Genomic DNA, 17,467 nt, shown 5'->3' with positions numbered 1-17,467 from the left:
TCCTCCTTCCGGTCGCGGTTTCCTTTCATGCTCAGTTTTGCCCTCGGCTTTCTCGTTTCATTGCTGGTCACGCTGCTGATCGTGCGTTACGCGCATCTGCATGAAAGGTTCTCCGTCGACTCCGATCTCGTGGGCGTGCAGAAATTTCACGTGCGGCCGGTGCCGCGCATCGGCGGAACGGGCATCCTCGCTGGGCTCATCGTGGCCGCCGCGCAGTTGCACGGGGCGTATCCGGCCGTCTCGGGCGGCATACTCGGCATCGTCGCGTGCGGGCTGCCCGCGTTCGCCTCGGGGCTCATCGAAGATCTGACCAAGCGCATCTCGCCGCTTGCGCGCCTGCTCTGCACGATGGCCGCCGCCGCGCTCGCGTTCTGGTTCCTCGGCATCGCGGTCACGCGCATCAGCGTGCCGCCGCTCGACTTCCTGCTTTCCTACGCGGCGATTTCCTTCGTCATCACCGTGCTCGCAGTCGCGGCGCTCGCCAACGCGATCAACATCATCGACGGCTTCAACGGCCTCGCCTCGATGGTCGCGTTCATGATGTTCGCCTCGCTCGCCTACGTGGCCTTCCAGGTGCACGACCCCGTGGTGCTCTCCGCGTCGTTCATCATGATGGGCGCGGTGCTGGGCTTTTTCATGTGGAATTTCCCGGCGGGCCTGATCTTCCTCGGCGATGGCGGCGCGTATTTCATCGGCTTCATGCTCGCCGAACTGTCGATCCTGCTCGTCATGCGCAACCGCGACGTGTCGGCCTGGTATCCGGTGCTGCTCTTCATGTATCCGATCTTCGAGACGTGTTTCTCGATCTACCGGAAGAAGTTCGTGCGCGGCATGTCGCCCGGCATTCCTGACGGCGTACACCTGCACATGCTCGTGTACAAGCGCCTCATGCGCTGGGTCGTGGGCGCACGCAACGCACGCGAACTCACGCGGCGCAATTCGCTCACGTCGCCCTACCTGTGGCTGCTCTGCCTGATCGCCGTGATTCCGGCCACGCTGTTCTGGCGCCACACGGTGCATCTGTTCTGTTTCGTCGTGCTGTTCGCGCTCACCTACGTGTGGCTCTATGTGAGCATCGTGCGCTTTCGCTCGCCCAAGTGGCTCGTCGTGCACAGGACGCGCAAGCGCTGAAAACGGCTTGATCTCACGCATGCGCCGCCGCGCAACCTCGGCGCATGTGTCCCCGCTTCGCGCGTAGAATCGGAAGGAACGGCGGCGCGCATGCCTCATGCCCGCCGCCACTTTCATTTGACGCTTATTTAACGTCCATTCGATTCAGGGAGAGCCGCTATGAGCCGTTATCTCGCGTTTGCGCTTGCACTGTTCGCCGTGACGCTCGCCGCGTGCAACACCATTGCCGGGGCAGGCCAGGACATTTCGAAGGGCGGCCAGGCCATCACCAACACGGCGGACAAGGCCAAGTAAGCCGCTTGCGGGTGAGTCGCGGTGCGAGCGCCCGCTTACGCCGCGGCGCCCTCGCGCAGCCGCGCGACCTCCGTCTCCAGCTCGCGCACGCGCGCTTCGCGTTGCGCGGCGACCTGTTCCAGTTCGCGAATGCGCGCGTCGCGCTCGTCTAGTGCCGACTTCACGTCCGCCGCCTCGAAGCGCTGCGGAATGTGCTGCGGACAGTTCATGTCCCACGCGTGCACCGTGAAGACGATCACCCGTTCGGCACGCGCCTTGTACCCCTCGGGCATCAGCTCCTCGACCAGGGCCGGGTCTTCGACCACGCGCGCGCGGCCCCAGATTTTCACGCGCCGCCGGCGCGCATAATCGATCACGAACAAATGCGCCTTCGGGTTGTCGGCGAGGTTGCCGAGCGTGATGTATTGCTGGTTGCCGACGAAATCGGCGAACGCGATCGTGTGCTCGTCCACCACGTGCAGAAAGCCAGCCGGGCCGCCGCGATGCTGGATGTACGGCTGCCCTTCGGTATTCGCGGTGCCGAGGAATACGCTTGTCTGCGCGGCGATGAATTCCTGGATTTTGGGCGTGAGCGCCACGCCCCACGCGTGATCGCGCTCCACGCTCGCATAGAGTTCGCGCGAACCCAGGCGCTCCTGCATCGCCTTGACCGTCGGCGTGAAGGCGACGTCGCTCGGATAACGGAAGATGCGATCGGGGGTCGAGGCGGTCGAGTCGTTCGGGCTCATGTCGGACTCCAGTGCAGCGCGCTGCGGAGTCTAAAGGCTAGGCGCTTCCGCAGAAAAAGATAATCCACCGCCGACAAGAATCATCTTCCCGAATTCTGGAAGGGCAAGCCGCCAGCGGGCACGCGGCTCGCTGTTCCGACACTTTCGCGCCTCGCGCGAGCGCCAGCGGCGCGCCGACGAGCGCGGCGGCACTTCCCGCGCCGTGCGGCCCGAAGCGCGCTACCCTTAATGTTTACGCCGCGAGGCCCGAGTCCACTCAACCGCCCGGCAGCCGCATGCGCCGGGCGCCATGACAGGGAGTCGAACATGTCGAAAACGATCTGGATTGTCGTCGCCAACCGTGTGACCGCGCGCATTTTCGCCGCCGAAAGCCCGCTGGGCGCCATCGACGAAGTCGAGACGCTGCTCCATCTGCAAGGCCGCATGTCGGACGAGAACCTCGTGACCGACAAACCGGGGCGCACCACCGACCGCGTCGGCTTCGGCCGCAGCGCAACCGATCCCGACACCAGCCAGCACGACCACGAAGCCACCGTGTTCGCTGCCGAGATCGCGACGACGCTTGCGAAGGCCCGCAACGACGCGCGCTACGGCACGCTCGTGCTCGCGGCGCCGCCCGCGTTCCTCGGCGCGCTGCGCAAGGCGATCGACGCGCAAACGCGCAGCCTCGTCACGCTCGAACTCGACAAGGATCTTGCGGCGCTCGACGCACGCGAACTACGTACGCGTTTGCCTGAGCGGCTCGTACGGGCCGGGGCGTGAGCCAGCCCGTCAGTCGGTAAAATCCGCGCCGGGCGATATCCGGCGCGGTGAGTGAGGCTTGCCCCGCTTACCCCGCGAGATGCGCAACGCATGCTCGCACGACGCCGATGACGTTCTCGCCCGCCAGCATGCCGAGCAGCCCGACGAGGGCGATGGTCGGCGGCGCGGGCGATTTCACCTGCAGCACGTTGTAGAGCAGCCCCGCGAGCGCGCCGACCGCGAACGACACCAGATAGCCCTTCATCCTCATCTCCCGTCCGTTCGAGCGGCGCTCACGCCATGTCGATCACGACGCGCCCAGCCGTGCCCGCGGCGACCGCCTCGTAGGCTTCGCGCGCGCGGGCGAGCGGAAAGTGCGCGGCCACGACGGGCGGCTCGAACTGGCCCGCGTCGAACGCTTCGGCGATCGCGCGCATGAGCGGGGCGGATTCGGCCACGCCGAGCTTCGCGCTATCGGCGCCGAGCAGTTGCGTCTCGTTGTGATAGAAGTCGATGAGATCGAACTCCACGCGCCGCTTACCCGTCGCGCTGATTTCGACCACGCGGCCTCGCCGCTTCGCAAGCGAGAGCGCCAGTTCGAACGCCACGCCGCCCACGGCGTCGTAGACCACGTCCGCGCCGGCTCCCCCCGTCAGCTCGCGTACGCGTTCTGCCGTGTGCTCGTTCATGGGAACGAAGGCGTCGATGAGACGCGCGGCCGGTGAACCGGCAAGCGGCGCCTCGCGGCCCACGCCGATCACGCGCGCGCCGCGCGCCTTCGCGATCTGCGTAACCGCGCCGCCCACCCCGCCCGACACACCGATCACAGCGATCGTTTCGCCCTCGGCGAGACGCGCGTAATCGACGGTGCCAAGCCACGCCACGACGAAGTTCACGCCGATCGACGCGGCCTGCGCGTGCGAGAGCGCCGCGGGCTTGCGCGCGAGCGCGGCTACAGGCACCTCGATGAATTCGGCGTGCGTGCCGTCGCGCGTGAAGCCGATGTCTCCACCCGTGCCCCAGACTTCGGCGCCGAGCCACTCCGCGGGGCCTGCCACCACCACGCCGCTGAAGTCGCGCCCCGGCACCCGCGGCGGCACCGTGTGCCCGAAATGGCCGGCAACGTTCTTCACGTCACTCGGGTTGACCGAGGCGGCTCGCACCTGCACAAGTGCGCTGCCGGCATCGGGCGCGGGCGTGGGCGTGGGGAGATCGACGTACTCGAGCACCTCGGGCTTGCCGAAGGTCTTGAACTGGATGGCTTTCATGGCGGGACTCCGTGGGTTCAGGGTTCGCGCAACGGTTTGCGCGAACGCGGTATCGAACTGGGTCCCAATGTAATTTGCTGCAGCCCGGTTGTGTGGACAGATGCTTTCGAATTTCGGCCAAGGTAACTCTTTAACTAATTGCTGGCTTCTGTACGGTTGCACACAAAACTACGCATTTGCATATCTTTCCGCGATGTCAGAATAACCGCGATCAAACGCAGGACATCCCGCTCAGGCCGCCATTGGCGAACGCGCAGACCGCGCACCCAACATGCAAAAGTTAAAGTCTCTTACCGTGCTGCGCGCTGTTGCAGCGATAACGGTTATCTTCTTTCACATCATGTCGCCGACCGGACACACATTCGGTGAATTTGGCGTCGACATTTTCTTCGTGATAAGCGGATTCGTCATCGCCCTCGTGCTGGACAATCCCGAATTGACCACACAGCGCTTTCTCGCGGACCGCATTGCCCGTATCGTGCCGCTGTACTGGGTTCTGACGTTTGGCGTATTCGCTGGGGCACTGATTGCGCCTGAGTTGTTGAATTCGACGACCGCCGACCTCGGAAATCTGTTGAAGTCGCTGTTTTTCATTCCCTATCGCAAGGAAAGTGGCCAGATATTCCCGATGTTGTTCGTTGGCTGGACGCTGAACTACGAAATGCTGTTCTACGTGGTCACGGCCGTCTCGTTGATGCTGGTGCGCCGTCACCGCCTGCTGTTCACTTCTGCACTGATCCTTGCGATCTTTTGTGCGGCGAAGGCATGGGACTCGCACGGCGTGTTCACCGCGTTCTATTCGAATCCGCGGATATTCGAGTTCCCGCTCGGCTTCATGGCCTATCAGCTTTGGAAGTTCGGAGTCCGGATCACGCTGCCGCTTGCCGGATGCATGGCAGTTGCAGCCTATGCATGGATGGCCTACATCAACTGGCACGACCTTTCCGACGCACCGTTGCTCTATTACGGCCTTCCGGCTTTCGTGCTGATCGCCAGCACACTGAGCCTGGAGTCGGCGATGGGCTCGGGCTCGTTCACTCGCGCAGCAATATTCATCGGCAATGCGAGTTATGCCATCTATCTGAGCCATCCATACTGTGTGGAAGCTGCACGCAAGCTGCTCCCGGACGCTATCGACGGCTTTGACGCGACTGCTCCGCTCGGTGTGGCGCTCACGATGATCGTGGCTACGGCGATGGGCGCCGCGCTCTACCAGTTCGTCGACTGGCCGCTGCACAGGCACGCGCGTCGTCTGTTGCATGCTGTGCCGGCCATACGGTTGCGCAGATCGCGCACTCCCGGCGCGAACGATACAGGCACGGGCTCCCAGGAGGAACCGGCCGGCGACTTGCCAGTCAATGAGGACGCTAACTGAACAGCGAAGTGCGCGGGCAGCAAGGGATCAAAGACGTTTTCCCGCCCTCCCGGACGCACATTGCGGAACTCACGCCGCAAAGATTCAAAGCGCGTCGACCGGAATCTTCAGATAACGCACGCCGTTGGCTTCGGGCTCCGGCATGCGGCCCGCGCGGATGTTCACCTGGATCGACGGCAGGATCAGGTTCGGCATGGCGAGCGTGCGGTCGCGCGCGGTGCGCATCTGCACGAACGCCTCTTCGCTCACGGTCTCGTTCAGGTGGATATTGCCGCTGCGCTGCGCGCTGACCGTGGTCTCGAAACATGGCCCGCGGGAAGCCGGCGGATAGTCGTGGCACATGAAGAGCCGCGTGTCGCCGGGCAGGTCGAGCAGCTTGCGCGCCGAGCGGTAGAGCGTGTGCGCGTCGCCGCCCGGGAAGTCGCAGCGCGCCGAGCCCACGTCGGGCATGAAGAGCGTGTCGCCCACGAACACGGCGTTGCCGATCTGGTACGCGAGATCGGCGGGCGTGTGGCCGGGCACGTGCAGCGCGCGTGCCTCCAATGCGCCGACCTGGAACGTCTCGCCGTCCCGGAACAGCACGTCGAACTGGCTGCCGTCCGGGCTGAGCGTCTCGCCCAGATTGAACACCGCGCGGAACACGCCCTGCACGGCGCGAATGTGCTCGCCAATCGCAATGCGCCCGCCCAGCTGCGCCTTCAGATACGGCGCCGCCGAGAGATGATCGGCGTGCGCGTGCGTTTCCAGCAGCCACTCGACGCGAAGCCCGTAGTCGCGCACGAACGCGATCACGCGCTCGGCCGAATCCGTTGAGGTGCGGCCCGATTTGGGATCGTAGTCGAGCACGGGATCGACGATCGCGCAGGCGGTGCCACGCCCGGCGTGCACGACGTAGGTGACTGTGGCCGTGACGGGGTCGAAAAAGGGCTCGACGATGGGCTCGGGCGTTGGTAGCGGGGCTGGGTTGGACACTGGATTGGACATCGAGGACTCCACACAAATAACCCTCTATTGAAACACATATTATAAATTTATATAATGTTTTTAGACAAAGTATAATCTGGATCATTGACTTGCAACCTCGTCCAACGAGGCGACCCATGAACTCACCACTCACTCCCGAAGCGCTCGCGGCCCTGCGCGAATCCGCCGAAAAGTGCTGCGCGCTGCTCAAGGCGCTTGCCCACGAAGACCGTCTCCTGCTGCTTTGCCAGCTCACCGAAGGCGAGCGCAACGTCGGCGAGCTCGAGGAGCTGGTGGGCGTGCATCAGCCGAGCCTTTCGCAGCACCTCGGCAAGCTGCGCGACGAAGGCCTCGTCGATACACGCCGCGAAGGCAAATACATCTACTACCGCCTCGCGAGTCCCGAAGTCATCCAGGTCATGCAGACACTCTCGAGCCTCTATTGCGGGCGGCTCAAGGTCCATCCGGCATGAGCCTCGACCTCGCTAACTTCACGCCCTACGCCTCGTTCGCGGGCGGCCTGATGATCGGCGCGGCCGCCGCGCTCTTCGTGCTCGTGAACGGGCGCATCGCCGGGATCAGCGGCTTGCTGGGCGGCTTGTTGGGCAAAGCGCTGCCGGGCGCGGGCGGCGAGCGCGGCGTGAATGCCGCGTTCGTCATCGGCCTTGTTGCCGCCCCGTTGCTGTGGCGGCTGCGCGCAGCGCTTCCGGCCATGCAGATCGATGCGTCGATGCTCACGCTCGTCGTGGCGGGCCTGCTGGTCGGCGTCGGCACCCGTTACGGCTCGGGCTGCACGAGCGGCCACGGCGTGTGCGGCATCGCGCGCGGCTCGCGCCGCTCGTTCGTCGCCACGGGCGCTTTCATGGCGGCGGGCTTCGCCACCGTGTTCGCCGTGCGTCACCTGATCGGAGGCTGAGATGCGAAAACTCAGTGCGTTCGCGTGCGGTCTGCTGTTCGGCATCGGCTTGCTCGTCTCGGGCATGGCCAACCCGGCCAAGGTGCTCGGCTTTCTCGATCTCGCCGGCAACTGGGATCCCTCGCTCGCCTTCGTAATGGCGGGCGCCATCGCGCTCGCCGCGCCCGCCTTCTGGCTCGCGCGCAAGCGAGCGTCGAGTCTCGTCGGCGCGCCGATTCAGCTGCCCACGTCGCGGCGAATCGATGGCCGGCTGGTCGGCGGCGCCTTGCTGTTCGGCGCGGGCTGGGGGCTCGCGGGCTTCTGCCCCGGCCCCGCGCTCGTCGCCGCGGGCGGCGGCCAACCGCGCGCGTGGCTCTTCGTCGCGGCCATGCTCGCGGGTATGGCGATTTATGCCGTGCTGGAGCGGCGGCGCCGTTCGCAAGAAGCCACACCAATCAGCACTAAACCGCAATAAAGCAGCACTACGCCGCACCAGCTTCGGGACCAAAACGACATGCAAATCTCGCAACACGACGCGCGCTTCGCGAGCGCCGACCAGATCACGCCCGACGACCTCGCCGCCATCCAGGCGGCGGGCTATCGCTCGATCATCTGCAACCGGCCCGATGGCGAGGGCGGCGACGCGCAACCCACGTCGCACGCGCTGCGCGCCACGGCCTCGCAGCTCGGTCTGCAGTTCGCGTATCTGCCGGTGAAACCCGGCCAGATCACCGCCGAAGACGCTGCGCGCTTCGCGCAGTTGCTGATCGACTTGCCCGGCCCCGTGCTCGCGTACTGCCGCAGCGGCAACCGCGCCACGAGCCTCTATCGGCTCGCGCAGCAAGGCGCGCCCACCCAGGCCGCGCAAACCGCGAACGCCGCGCGCGCGGCGACGGCAGCCTGCGCGTGGGAAGGCGAAACCTGGGACGTCGTCGTGATCGGCGGCGGCACGGCGGGCATCGCCGTCACCGCAAGCCTGTTGCGCCGCGAGCCGAACCTGAAGATCGCCATCGTCGAGCCGAGCGATCACCACGACTATCAGCCCGCGTGGACGCTGGTCGGCGGCGGCGCATACGACGTGACGAAAACGCGCCGGCCCATGGCGAGCGTCATGCCCGCGGGCGTGAAGTGGTTCCGCGCGGCCGCCACGCGCGTCGAGCCGGACGCGAACGTCGTGCAGCTCGACAGCGGCGTGCGCGTGGCCTACCGCCAGCTCATCGTGGCGCCGGGACTGCGCCTCGCGTGGGAGCGCATTGCGGGCCTCACGGAAACGCTCGGCAAGAACGGCGTGACCTCGAACTATCGCTATGACCTCGCGCCCTACACCTGGCAGCTCGTGCAGCAGATGAAGGGCGGCACCGCGCTCTTCAGCCAGCCCGGCATGCCGATCAAGTGCGCGGGCGCGCCGCAAAAGGCGATGTACCTCGCCTGCGACCACTGGCGCCGCCAAGGCGTCATCGGTAAGGTCAACGTGGAGTTCAATCTCGCGGGCGCCGTGCTGTTCGGCGTGGCGACCTTCGTGCCGCCGCTCATGGAGTACGTGAAGCGCTACAACGCGAACCTCGCGTTCTCGTCGAATCTCGTGGCCGTGGACGGCCCGGCGCGCATCGCCACCTTCGAAGTGAAGGATGCGAGCGGCAACGTCACGCGTGTGGAGAAGCGCTTCGACATGCTGCACGCCGTGCCGCCGCAGGTCGCGCCCGACTTCATCCGCGACAGCCAGCTCGCCGACGAAGCCGGCTGGTGCGAAGTGGATCACGCCACGCTCCAGCATCCGCGCTATCCGAACGTGTTCTCGCTCGGTGACGTCTGCTCCGCGCCGAACGCCAAGACCGGCGCGGCCGCACGCAAGCAGGCCGTGATCGTGGCCGGGAACCTGCTCGCCGCACGTGCGGGCGCGCCGCTGGCGTATCGCTACGATGGTTACGGCTCGTGCCCGCTCACCGTGGAGAAGGGCAAGGTCGTGCTGGCCGAGTTCGGATATGGCGGGCGTCTCTTGCCCACCTTCCCGCTCGACCCCACGCGGCCGCGCCGCCTCATGTGGCTGCTCAAGGCGAGCGTGCTGCCGAGCTTCTACTGGTGGGGCATGCTCAAGGGTCGCGAGTGGCTCACGCGGGCTGCGCGCGGCTGATGAAACTCGAGGGCAAAGGCTCTTAGCCCTCGAAATCGAGCCCGCCTAGCAGCACCTCCGGCTCGCCTTGCGTGCGCGAAGCGAAATCGACAGAGCGCGCCGACTCCCATGACGCCAGCTTGCGCCCGGTCGCTTCGAGGTAGTGCTCGAAGCGCACTTCGCCGCCGGGCTCCATGAGGCGCTCGATCTCCTCGGTGTCCCAGGTCAGCGCGACGTTCAGCGGATACACATACGGATGCCGGTGCTCGTTCGCGACGCCGCGCAGGCGCACTCGCGTAGGGTGCCCGTGCCCGGCGTTGGGCACGACATCGACGTGCACCGAGGGGCCGAATTGTTTCGCCAGCTTCGCCGCAATGCGCGGTGCGAATTCTTCCTCGAACCGGCGAACGGCTTCGATACTCATACGCGGGGCACTCCACGGCGAATTAGCTGCATACAAGGGCCTTTGCACCATCTGACGACTATCAAACGACGCGGCATCGTCGTCGCATCCTACCTCGCCATCCGTGCGCCGGCCAATATGACGCACGCTTCACGTTCGCAGCGATCGTTCTGCGAGCAACGTGCGCGCTGGAAAACGTGGACAGGTCAAGTGCCTGGCCAGGGTTGGAGGCTTGAGTGACAAGTCGACGCAGCTACAACGGATCGTGGCCAGCACGATATTGAGGCGTCAGCCGGAGATGGAAGCCGTGACGCCCGTATCGATACGCCTGCAAGGGAGTCGCATGATCTGGCGTGCGCCAGGCTTTGTCCGCCCCGAATTCGGGTCTTCGATTCGCGAGGTTTGTGCCAGACGGCTCTGGAAATGGGCACGACCGCATCTGAAGAGACGCTTGTGTACGCAAAATACAGACTTTACGAGAGCCCCTCCGGCGAGAAAGATCAACCCTGCCTTTACAGCCTGTCGTATTTTCTGGATTCCCCGGGGTACGCAGTGCTTCGGCGTTGGGGCGATTCAAGTCCACGTCGCAGACCGGGCTTGACGCCTCCCGTCATGGCATATACTCTTTGTATATACAAGCGAGGTACATCATGCCGAGTCCAACGTCATCCGCGCGGCCAAGAGAGGCCAAGCTCTTTCGCAACAATCGTAGTCAGGCGGTGCGTATCCCTGTCGAGTTCGAGTTGCCAGGCGATCGCGTTCTGATCTATCGGGAAGGCGACAGGCTCGTCATCGAACCGGTGAGGACGCCCGCGAACATCATCGAGCTGCTGGCTGCATGGAGACAGGAGCCGCCGCTCGCACCCGATGATCAGTTTCCGGATATTGAAGATCCGCCTGTTCAATCGGAGGACGTATTTTGAGCGGTTATCTTCTGGACACGAACATCATCAGCGACATGATCCGCAATCCGTTCGGACAAGTGGCCACTCGTATCGAGCAGATTGATTCCAGGGCGATCTGCACGAACATCGTCGTTGCCGCGGAACTTCGCTATGGTTGCGCAAAAAAGGGTTCCGCGAAATTGCTGGCCAAAGTAGAAAGCATCCTCGCGACAATCCCGGTGCTGCCGCTGGAAGTCCCTGCCGACATGGAGTACGGCCGGATCCGCGCGGAGTTGGAGATTGCCGGCCAGAAGATAGGTGCGAACGACCTCTTGATCGGCGCTCATGCCTGTGCATTGGGGCTGACACTCGTGACTAACAACACGAGAGAGTTCAGCCGCATTGGCGGCCTCACGATTGAGAATTGGCTTGAACAGTAGATCGCGGCGCTGAGGTTCACTGAAGCGCTGATCGTGAAGCTCACGGCCGTGGAGTCGGCGCAAACATGCGCGAGCGCAGTGGCGGGCCACAGCGGATAGATGTCGTTCGCAATCGCGGGTAAATCACCGCCCGAGGCGACGCCGCACCCTTGTGCGAGTCATATCACCACCGACCGGCAAATCGCGTGCGTTCAAGTTCACGCCGTTCCGGCGGTCATAGCGAGGCGACATGCACAAGCTATCGAGTGTAATTTGCGGGAACGATGTGAGGACTTCAACGCGGGACGCAACCCCTCGTTGATTGCGTCGCCTGCAGCGTCTCCCAAAAAGAAGGACGCCCCCCTCGGCCCGCCGCTCACGCCGCGCGGCGCGCCCGCGCGGCCACGAGGCTGCGCACGCCTTCGAGCGAATACACGCCGAGCGCGACCCAGATCGCGCCGTAACCCACGGCGCGCACCGCACCGAACGGCTCCCCGTAAATGAGCACGCCGGTGAGCAACTGCAGCGTGGGCGTGACGTACTGGATCAGACCGAGCATCGACAGCGGAATGCGCCGCGCGGCCGCGCCGAAGAGGAGCAGCGGAACCGCCGTGATCGGGCCGGAGGCCGCGAGCAGCAGTTGCAGCCCGCGCGAGGCATGCGTGAAGTGGCTCGCCTCGGCGAGGCCTACGATCGTCAGATAAACGACCGCAACGGGAAAGAGCAGGACGGTTTCGAGCGCGAGGCCTTCGAGCGCGCCGAGCTGCGCGGTCTTGCGCAGGAGCCCGTAGCCGCCGAAGGTCACAGCGAGCGCGAGACTGATCCAGGGCGGCGCGCCGTTCTGCCAGGTAAGCCACACCACGCCCGCAGTGGCCAGCGCCACGGCGGCCCATTGCAGGGCGCGCAGGCGCTCGCGCAGGAACGCATAGCCGAACAGCACGTTGATGAGCGGATTGATGAAGTAGCCGAGGCTCGCCTCGACGATGTGCCCGGCATTGACGGACCAGATATAGATGCCCCAGTTGGCCGAGAGCAGCACGGCGCTCGCCACGAAACGCCCGAGCAGGCGGCGATCGCGCAGCGTCGGCCCGAGCCAGCGCCAGTGATGGCGCACGACGAGCACGACGAGCACGACGAGCACGACGAGCACGAACACGAGCGACCACGCCATGCGGTGCGCGAGCATTTCGAGCGCGGGGATCTGGTGCAGCGTCTTGAAGTAGATGGGGAAGAGCCCCCAGAGAACGAATGCAGCGAACGCGTAGAGGATGCCGGGGTTCATGTCGGATTCTGTTTATGGTGGCGCCAGTGCTGCGCGGCGCTGTTCGGCACGTGCCTGCGAACGAAGGGACGCGGAAGGGACCTGGAAAGCACGTGAAGTTGCGAGCCGGCATCTGGCCCGCATCCTGCCCGTGGATCAATGCGACGGCAATTGAAAGCCAGGCGCCGCGCGCCCGAATTTGCTTAACCCTGCGCCAGGCCGCCGGTTTTGCGACAATAGCGGATTTTCGCCGCCAGCCTTGGCCGTTGTCCAGCCTGACGCGCCGCTTACGGCGCGCGCTGTTCTCAACGCGGCAGGCGACGGCGTAGCCCCCCTGAAACGGCCTCTTCGCGCGCGATGTCCTTCCCCCATATCGATCTGCTGTATTCGCTGTCCGGCCTGTTCGTCGGATTTCTGGTCGGCCTGACCGGCGTGGGCGGCGGCTCGCTGATGACGCCGATCCTGGTCCTCCTCTTCCACGTGCACCCGGCCACGGCAGTCGGCACCGACCTGCTCTACGCGGCCGCGACCAAGTCGGCGGGCACGCTCGTGCATGGGCTCAAGGGTTCGGTGGACTGGCGCGTGACGCTGCGGCTCGCGGCCGGCAGCGTGCCCGCCGCGACGATCACGCTGATCCTGCTGCACCGCTATGGCATGGACACGCCGCGCGCCGGGCATCTGATCCAGGCCGTGCTGGGCGCGGCGCTCCTCGTTACGGCCGTGGCGCTCATTTTTCGCCCGCAGCTCGCTGCGTTCGCCTCGCGCCACCGCCATGGGCCGGGCGAAGCGCGCACGCTCTTTTTCACGATTCTCACGGGTGCGGTGCTCGGCGTGCTCGTCTCGCTGACCTCAGTGGGCGCGGGCGCCATCGGCGTGACCGTGCTGCTGCTGCTCTACCCGGCGCTGCCCACGGTGCGCATCGTCGGCTCCGATGTCGCGCACGCCGTGCCGCTCACGCTCCTCGCGGGCGCCGGCCACTGGCTGCTCGGCTCGATCGACTGGCACATGCTGCTTTCGCTCCTGTGCGGCTCGCTGCCCGGCATCGCGATCGGCAGCCTGCTCGCCTCCAAGGCGCCCGAAAAGCTGCTGCGCGTGCTGCTCGCCGCGACCCTCACGCTCGTGGGCGTGCGGCTCGTGCTCTCCTGAACGCGGCGCACGCCACGCTCGCCGCGCACCTCGTGCGCTTCAGGAGTGGGGCGCCTGGCGGAAAAATCTGCCGTTGAGATCGACCTCGAACTGGCGCAGCCATTGGCCGCGGGCGTCGATGCGATAAGCCTGCGCCCAGGCGCCGCGCCGCACGATCAGCATGTCGCCGTGCTCCGGGTCGCTGGGATCGGCTTCGCCGCGAATGTCGAACTGCATGGGCGCAAAGCCGTGCCGCGCACAGGCCAGCTCGAAGGCCGCGCGGTCGACGAGCGGCAAGTCAGTATAGGTATGAATGGTCATGGCGATTTCCTGCTTTCCAGCAATGAGGCCGCGCTCGACCTCGGGAAGGACGCGCGATACCCACGGTATACCCCCAACGGCGGGAAGACTGTGTGTCAAACTACACTTTGGCGGCTGCATCCAACATGTCAAAGCCGCATGCGGGGAGTGATCCGGGCTGCAGTTTCACGCGCGACGCGTACAAGCTGACGGCTTCGAACGATAACACCCTCAAACACCCGCCAACCGTACGCCTGCCACACCTGCGCAAAAAAAGCCCGGCCGTAGAGGCCGGGCTTTTTGCTATCGCTTGCAGCAGCAGACGCCCCGTTTCCAGGGCGAGTGCGGCGCTTATTGCTGCACTCGGACCGTCAGCTTGTTCGTCACCGACGTCACGCCCGTCACGCCTTGCGCCACCTCGCCAGCCTTGTCGATCTGGCCCTGATCCGGCACCGTGCCGGTCAGCGTGACCGCGCCGCTGCGCGAGCGCACATTGATCTTTGAAACGTCGAGGCCTTGGGTCTTCGAGAGCGCCTTGCGCACCGTGTACCCCAGCTTGCGGTCGACCTTCTTGGCCGACGTCGCCGGAGCAGCCATCGCCGCCGCGGGTGCGCTCGCCGAGTTGTCTTGCGCGTACGACGCGCTGCAAGCCACCGACAGGCACAGTGCCGCGCCCAGCGTCTTCAGAATAGCGACCGATTTCATGTTTTCTCCTTGTGTCTTCGCGTTGTTGCGGGGTGTTGCCTGGAATAGGACCGTCTGCCTAGCCGCCGAGCGGCTCGAAGGCCGCCCGTCAGCCACGCTCTGACGGCTTCGTTACCACTACCGAGGACAGCGCACAGCGCGCAATGCACGTGTACGCGGCCAGGGTCTGGACGCGATGCGAGAGGCAAGGATGAAAGGACGTCGAGTTACAGCCAGGTACGCCCGCCCGGACAGGTCTGCGCCCGTTTCCTGTTTGTTATGCATTGCTTATGCGTTGGTGCTCATGCGAGCCCGCCATGCCAGGTGCAGCAGGCGAATCACAATTTAGCCTGGCCGTGGCGCGAGCGCAAAGAGTTTAGCTCAGGCGCATGTGGCGTGCGCTTAAGGTGTTCCGCGAGGCACGCGGGCATGCCGCCGCAACGCCGATTCTCATGTACCATCGGCTCCACAGAGCCCGCGCGGCGCGCGCGCCTGAGCCGACCCGGCGCCAGCGCCGGACCCGACGCGGACCCGACCCGCACTCCCCCCGAACCACCCGAGGCCCGCCCCACCCCGATGAAGTCCCGTACCGGCCGCAAACCTCCTCCCCGTCTCGTCGCGCGCTTCGTGGCGATCTCGTGGCGCGACCTGGCCGTCACGTTCGGTCCCATCCTGCTCGTGAGTGCGGCGGCCATCTGGCTCGCGGTGCGCCTCATCCAGCCTGCGCCGCCCAGCACGCTCACCATGAGCGCCGGGCCCAAAGGCAGCACCTTCTGGAACGCCGCGGAAAAGTACAAGGCCATCCTCGCGCGCAACAACATCACGCTGAACGTGCTCGAATCGGAGGGCTCGGCGCAGAACCTGCAGCGTCTCGCCGACCCGAAGTCGAACGTCGACGTCGCATTCGTGCAGGACGGCCTCGCGAGCAGGGTGCCAGGCGGGCTCGTCTCGCTCGGCAGCGTGGCTTACGTGCCACTCGTGGTGTTCTATCACGGCCCCGTCGCCACGCGGCTCTCGCAGTTCGAAGGCCAGCGCATCGCCATCGGCGCCGAGGGCAGCGGCACGCGCGAGCTTGCGCTCAACCTGCTCAAGGCGAACGGCATCGAGCCCGGCGGCGCGACGAAGCTCCTGCCGCTTTCCGGCGACGACGCCGCGCGCGAACTCGTGGCAGGCAAGATCGACGTCGCCATTCTCGCGGGCGACTCTGCGCAGCCGCCCGTCATGGGACGCCTCATGCGCATGCCGGGCGTGCGCTTCTTCGACTTCGTCCAGGCCGACGCCTACGCGCGGCGTTTTCCGTACCTCACGGCCATCACGATCCCGATGGGCGCGTTCGACTTCGGCCGCAACCTGCCGCCAGCTCCCCTGCATTTCATTGCGCCCACGGCCGAGCTGGTCGCGCGCGACTCGCTGCATCCCGCGCTCTCCGACCTCCTGATCGAAGCGGCCAAGGAAGTGCACGGCCGCTCCACGCTGCTGCAGCGCGCCGGCGAATTCCCCGCGCCGCGCGCCCAGGACTTCCCGATCAGCGCCGACGCCGCGCGCTACTACAAGTCGGGCAAGAGCTTCCTGTACCGCGTGCTGCCGTTCTGGGTGGCGAGCCTCGCCGACCGGCTCGTGGTGCTGCTCGTGCCGATCATCGTTGTGCTGATTCCAGGCATGCGGATCGTACCTTCGCTCTACGCCTGGCGGGTAAAATCGCGCATCTACCGCTGGTACGGCTCGCTCATCGCACTCGAGCGCGCCGCGATGGCCGACAACTCGCCCACCGAGCGCCGCGGGCTGATCCGCCAGCTCGACAAGATCGAGGAATCGGTGAACGGCATGAAAATGCCGCTCGCCTACGCGGAGCAGTTCTACGTGCTGCGCGAGCATATCGGCTTCGTGCGCGCGCGCCTGTCCGGCACGCGCGAAGCGCCGGACGCAGGCGTTGGGGCTGAAGACGAGCAGGCAGCGCAAAGCGCCGAAGAGGCAGAGGCGCCGGAAGGCGGGGGCAACAACGCAGGCACAGCGGGTACAGAGGCGAGCCATGCAAACGAAAGCGGCGGCAATAAAACAGGCGAGCGCACGCATTAGCGCCGCTGCACGCATTTTGAACCGAACAATGGGCCATGCAAGCAATGGCCCGGAAATCGCCACAGAGCGGAGGAACAGCATGATCGACGGCATCGACGCCAGCCAGCCGGCCTGGTTCTACGACTTCGTGTCGCCGTTTTCGTATCTGTTGCTGGAACAGCAGGACAAGTGGCCCGGCTTCGACTTTGTGCCGACGCCCGTGCTGCTTTCCGAGCTATACCGGCACTGGGGCCAGCCGTTCAGCTCCGCGGTCCCGGCCAAGCGCGTCTTCACCTACCGGCACGCGCTCTTTCGCGCCGAGCAGCTCGGCATTCCGTTCAAGATGCCGCCCGCTCACCCGTTCGACTCGGTGAGGCCGATGCTGCTCGCCATCGCGGCGGGCGGCGACTTTCCATGCGTGCGCGAGATTTTCCGCTTCATCTGGCGCGAGGGTCGCGACCCGTCGAGCGACGAGGGCTTCGAGCAGCTCTGTGAGCGCGTGGGCATTCCCCACGGCGAGTCGCTGATCGAGGAAGAAGCCGTGCGCGCACAGTTGCGCCGCAACACCAACGACGCGATCGCGCTGGGCGTGTTCGGCGTGCCGACGTTCTGGATGAACAAGCAGCTCTTCTGGGGCGAGGACGCCTTGCCGATGGTGCTCTACTGCGCACGCAGCCCGAACTGGCTCGACTCGCGCGAGGTCAAGCGCATCAGCACGCTGCCTTCGGGGCTCGCGAAGCCGGTTACCGAGTAACCGTCAACGCGCCGCAGAACCATCCAACGCGCGTCCTTCTGATGCCGGTCATGCCGCGCACCCTATGGCGGTAGTGC

At 65.6% G+C, this 17,467-nt stretch carries 21 protein-coding genes; 13 read left to right on the top strand and 8 right to left on the bottom strand.

What is annotated here, in order from left to right; genetic code table 11:
* The first annotated feature begins 27 nt into the window (after positions 1 to 27).
* Complete coding sequence (locus A3CW_RS0102120) at positions 28 to 1,131, top strand: MraY family glycosyltransferase (RefSeq protein WP_028202095.1); 1,104 nt, start codon at positions 28 to 30, stop codon at positions 1,129 to 1,131.
* 159 nt (positions 1,132 to 1,290) lie between these two features.
* Entirely contained in the window at positions 1,291 to 1,425 is a 135-nt protein-coding gene (locus tag A3CW_RS0102115) for an entericidin A/B family lipoprotein (protein WP_028202094.1), read from the top strand.
* A gap of 35 nt (positions 1,426 to 1,460) precedes the next feature.
* On the opposite strand, the gene A3CW_RS44885 is transcribed toward A3CW_RS0102115, so the two are convergent.
* Positions 1,461 to 2,153: a pyridoxamine 5'-phosphate oxidase family protein gene (locus A3CW_RS44885; RefSeq protein ID WP_051481127.1), complete on the bottom strand. Its 693-nt coding sequence runs from the start codon at positions 2,151 to 2,153 to the stop codon at positions 1,461 to 1,463.
* Positions 2,154 to 2,459: 306 nt separating this feature from the next.
* Between A3CW_RS44885 and A3CW_RS0102105 the strand changes: the two genes are divergently transcribed.
* Entirely contained in the window at positions 2,460 to 2,915 is a 456-nt protein-coding gene (locus A3CW_RS0102105) for a host attachment protein (protein ID WP_028202093.1), read from the top strand.
* A gap of 67 nt (positions 2,916 to 2,982) precedes the next feature.
* Here the strand turns inward: A3CW_RS0102105 and A3CW_RS44880 are convergent, their stop codons facing one another.
* Positions 2,983 to 3,159, bottom strand: coding sequence for a DUF1427 family protein (locus A3CW_RS44880; RefSeq protein WP_035512139.1), 177 nt, complete (start codon positions 3,157 to 3,159; stop codon positions 2,983 to 2,985).
* A gap of 28 nt (positions 3,160 to 3,187) precedes the next feature.
* Positions 3,188 to 4,162: a quinone oxidoreductase family protein gene (locus A3CW_RS0102095; protein ID WP_028202092.1), complete on the bottom strand. Its 975-nt coding sequence runs from the start codon at positions 4,160 to 4,162 to the stop codon at positions 3,188 to 3,190.
* 271 nt (positions 4,163 to 4,433) lie between these two features.
* On the opposite strand from A3CW_RS0102095, the gene A3CW_RS0102090 reads away from it, so the two are divergent.
* Positions 4,434 to 5,537 (top strand): acyltransferase family protein, encoded by a 1,104-nt coding sequence (locus A3CW_RS0102090; protein ID WP_028202091.1) that lies wholly within the window; start codon positions 4,434 to 4,436, stop codon positions 5,535 to 5,537.
* A gap of 84 nt (positions 5,538 to 5,621) precedes the next feature.
* Here A3CW_RS0102090 and A3CW_RS0102085 read toward each other — a convergent pair whose 3' ends face one another.
* Entirely contained in the window at positions 5,622 to 6,521 is a 900-nt protein-coding gene (locus tag A3CW_RS0102085) for an MBL fold metallo-hydrolase (RefSeq protein ID WP_051481124.1), read from the bottom strand.
* Positions 6,522 to 6,637: 116 nt separating this feature from the next.
* Between A3CW_RS0102085 and A3CW_RS0102080 the strand changes: the two genes are divergently transcribed.
* The 4 genes from A3CW_RS0102080 to A3CW_RS0102065 are packed head-to-tail and all read left to right on the top strand — an operon-like array spanning position 6,638 to position 9,526.
* Positions 6,638 to 6,973, top strand: coding sequence for an ArsR/SmtB family transcription factor (locus tag A3CW_RS0102080; protein WP_028202089.1), 336 nt, complete (start codon positions 6,638 to 6,640; stop codon positions 6,971 to 6,973).
* Complete coding sequence (locus tag A3CW_RS0102075) at positions 6,970 to 7,416, top strand: YeeE/YedE family protein (protein ID WP_028202088.1); 447 nt, start codon at positions 6,970 to 6,972, stop codon at positions 7,414 to 7,416. Before A3CW_RS0102080 ends, A3CW_RS0102075 begins: the two co-directional genes overlap by 4 nt.
* A gap of 1 nt (position 7,417) precedes the next feature.
* On the top strand, positions 7,418 to 7,870 hold the full coding sequence (locus A3CW_RS0102070) for a YeeE/YedE family protein (protein ID WP_028202087.1): 453 nt from the start codon (positions 7,418 to 7,420) through the stop codon (positions 7,868 to 7,870).
* Between the two features lie 39 nt (positions 7,871 to 7,909).
* Positions 7,910 to 9,526, top strand: coding sequence for a bifunctional protein tyrosine phosphatase family protein/NAD(P)/FAD-dependent oxidoreductase (locus A3CW_RS0102065; RefSeq protein ID WP_028202086.1), 1,617 nt, complete (start codon positions 7,910 to 7,912; stop codon positions 9,524 to 9,526).
* Positions 9,527 to 9,548: 22 nt separating this feature from the next.
* Here the strand turns inward: A3CW_RS0102065 and A3CW_RS0102060 are convergent, their stop codons facing one another.
* The gene (locus tag A3CW_RS0102060; RefSeq protein ID WP_028202085.1) at positions 9,549 to 9,929 is read right to left on the bottom strand and encodes a DUF5594 family protein; all 381 of its coding nucleotides are present in this window, start codon (positions 9,927 to 9,929) and stop codon (positions 9,549 to 9,551) included.
* Between the two features lie 629 nt (positions 9,930 to 10,558).
* Between A3CW_RS0102060 and A3CW_RS0102055 the strand changes: the two genes are divergently transcribed.
* The gene (locus tag A3CW_RS0102055; RefSeq protein ID WP_028202084.1) at positions 10,559 to 10,831 is read left to right on the top strand and encodes an AbrB/MazE/SpoVT family DNA-binding domain-containing protein; all 273 of its coding nucleotides are present in this window, start codon (positions 10,559 to 10,561) and stop codon (positions 10,829 to 10,831) included.
* Positions 10,828 to 11,232 carry a type II toxin-antitoxin system VapC family toxin gene (locus A3CW_RS0102050; RefSeq protein WP_028202083.1) on the top strand — a complete coding sequence of 135 codons (405 nt, stop codon included), beginning with the start codon at positions 10,828 to 10,830 and terminating at the stop codon, positions 11,230 to 11,232. The genes A3CW_RS0102055 and A3CW_RS0102050 overlap by 4 nt, the downstream gene beginning before the upstream one ends.
* Positions 11,233 to 11,587: 355 nt before the next feature.
* On the opposite strand, the gene rarD is transcribed toward A3CW_RS0102050, so the two are convergent.
* Positions 11,588 to 12,493 carry an EamA family transporter RarD gene (gene rarD, locus A3CW_RS0102045; protein ID WP_028202082.1) on the bottom strand — a complete coding sequence of 302 codons (906 nt, stop codon included), beginning with the start codon at positions 12,491 to 12,493 and terminating at the stop codon, positions 11,588 to 11,590.
* 336 nt (positions 12,494 to 12,829) lie between these two features.
* Here rarD and A3CW_RS0102040 point away from each other — a divergent pair, with 336 nt between their 5' ends.
* A complete protein-coding gene (locus tag A3CW_RS0102040) occupies positions 12,830 to 13,618 on the top strand; it encodes a sulfite exporter TauE/SafE family protein (RefSeq protein ID WP_028202081.1) in 789 nt (262 codons plus the stop codon).
* A 39-nt stretch (positions 13,619 to 13,657) separates the two neighbouring features.
* On the opposite strand, the gene A3CW_RS0102035 is transcribed toward A3CW_RS0102040, so the two are convergent.
* Together A3CW_RS0102035 and A3CW_RS0102030 are read right to left on the bottom strand one after the other, a co-directional pair.
* On the bottom strand, positions 13,658 to 13,918 hold the full coding sequence (locus A3CW_RS0102035) for a hypothetical protein (RefSeq protein WP_028202080.1): 261 nt from the start codon (positions 13,916 to 13,918) through the stop codon (positions 13,658 to 13,660).
* Between the two features lie 330 nt (positions 13,919 to 14,248).
* The gene (locus tag A3CW_RS0102030) at positions 14,249 to 14,602 is read right to left on the bottom strand and encodes a BON domain-containing protein (RefSeq protein WP_028202079.1); all 354 of its coding nucleotides are present in this window, start codon (positions 14,600 to 14,602) and stop codon (positions 14,249 to 14,251) included.
* A gap of 555 nt (positions 14,603 to 15,157) precedes the next feature.
* Here A3CW_RS0102030 and A3CW_RS0102025 point away from each other — a divergent pair.
* Positions 15,158 to 16,657 carry a TAXI family TRAP transporter solute-binding subunit gene (locus A3CW_RS0102025; protein WP_028202078.1) on the top strand — a complete coding sequence of 500 codons (1,500 nt, stop codon included), beginning with the start codon at positions 15,158 to 15,160 and terminating at the stop codon, positions 16,655 to 16,657.
* Positions 16,658 to 16,736: 79 nt separating this feature from the next.
* Positions 16,737 to 17,390, top strand: a complete 654-nt coding sequence (locus tag A3CW_RS0102020) for a 2-hydroxychromene-2-carboxylate isomerase (RefSeq protein WP_028202077.1) — start codon at positions 16,737 to 16,739, stop codon at positions 17,388 to 17,390.
* Positions 17,391 to 17,467: the final 77 nt, after the last annotated feature.

Origin of the sequence: Paraburkholderia nodosa DSM 21604 (assembly GCF_000519185.1) — a bacterium.
In the GTDB taxonomy this organism is placed as follows: Bacteria; Pseudomonadota; Gammaproteobacteria; order Burkholderiales; family Burkholderiaceae; genus Paraburkholderia; species Paraburkholderia nodosa.
The sequence above is the reverse complement of the archived record's forward strand: the minus strand, read 5'-3'. Positions and strand labels throughout refer to the sequence as shown.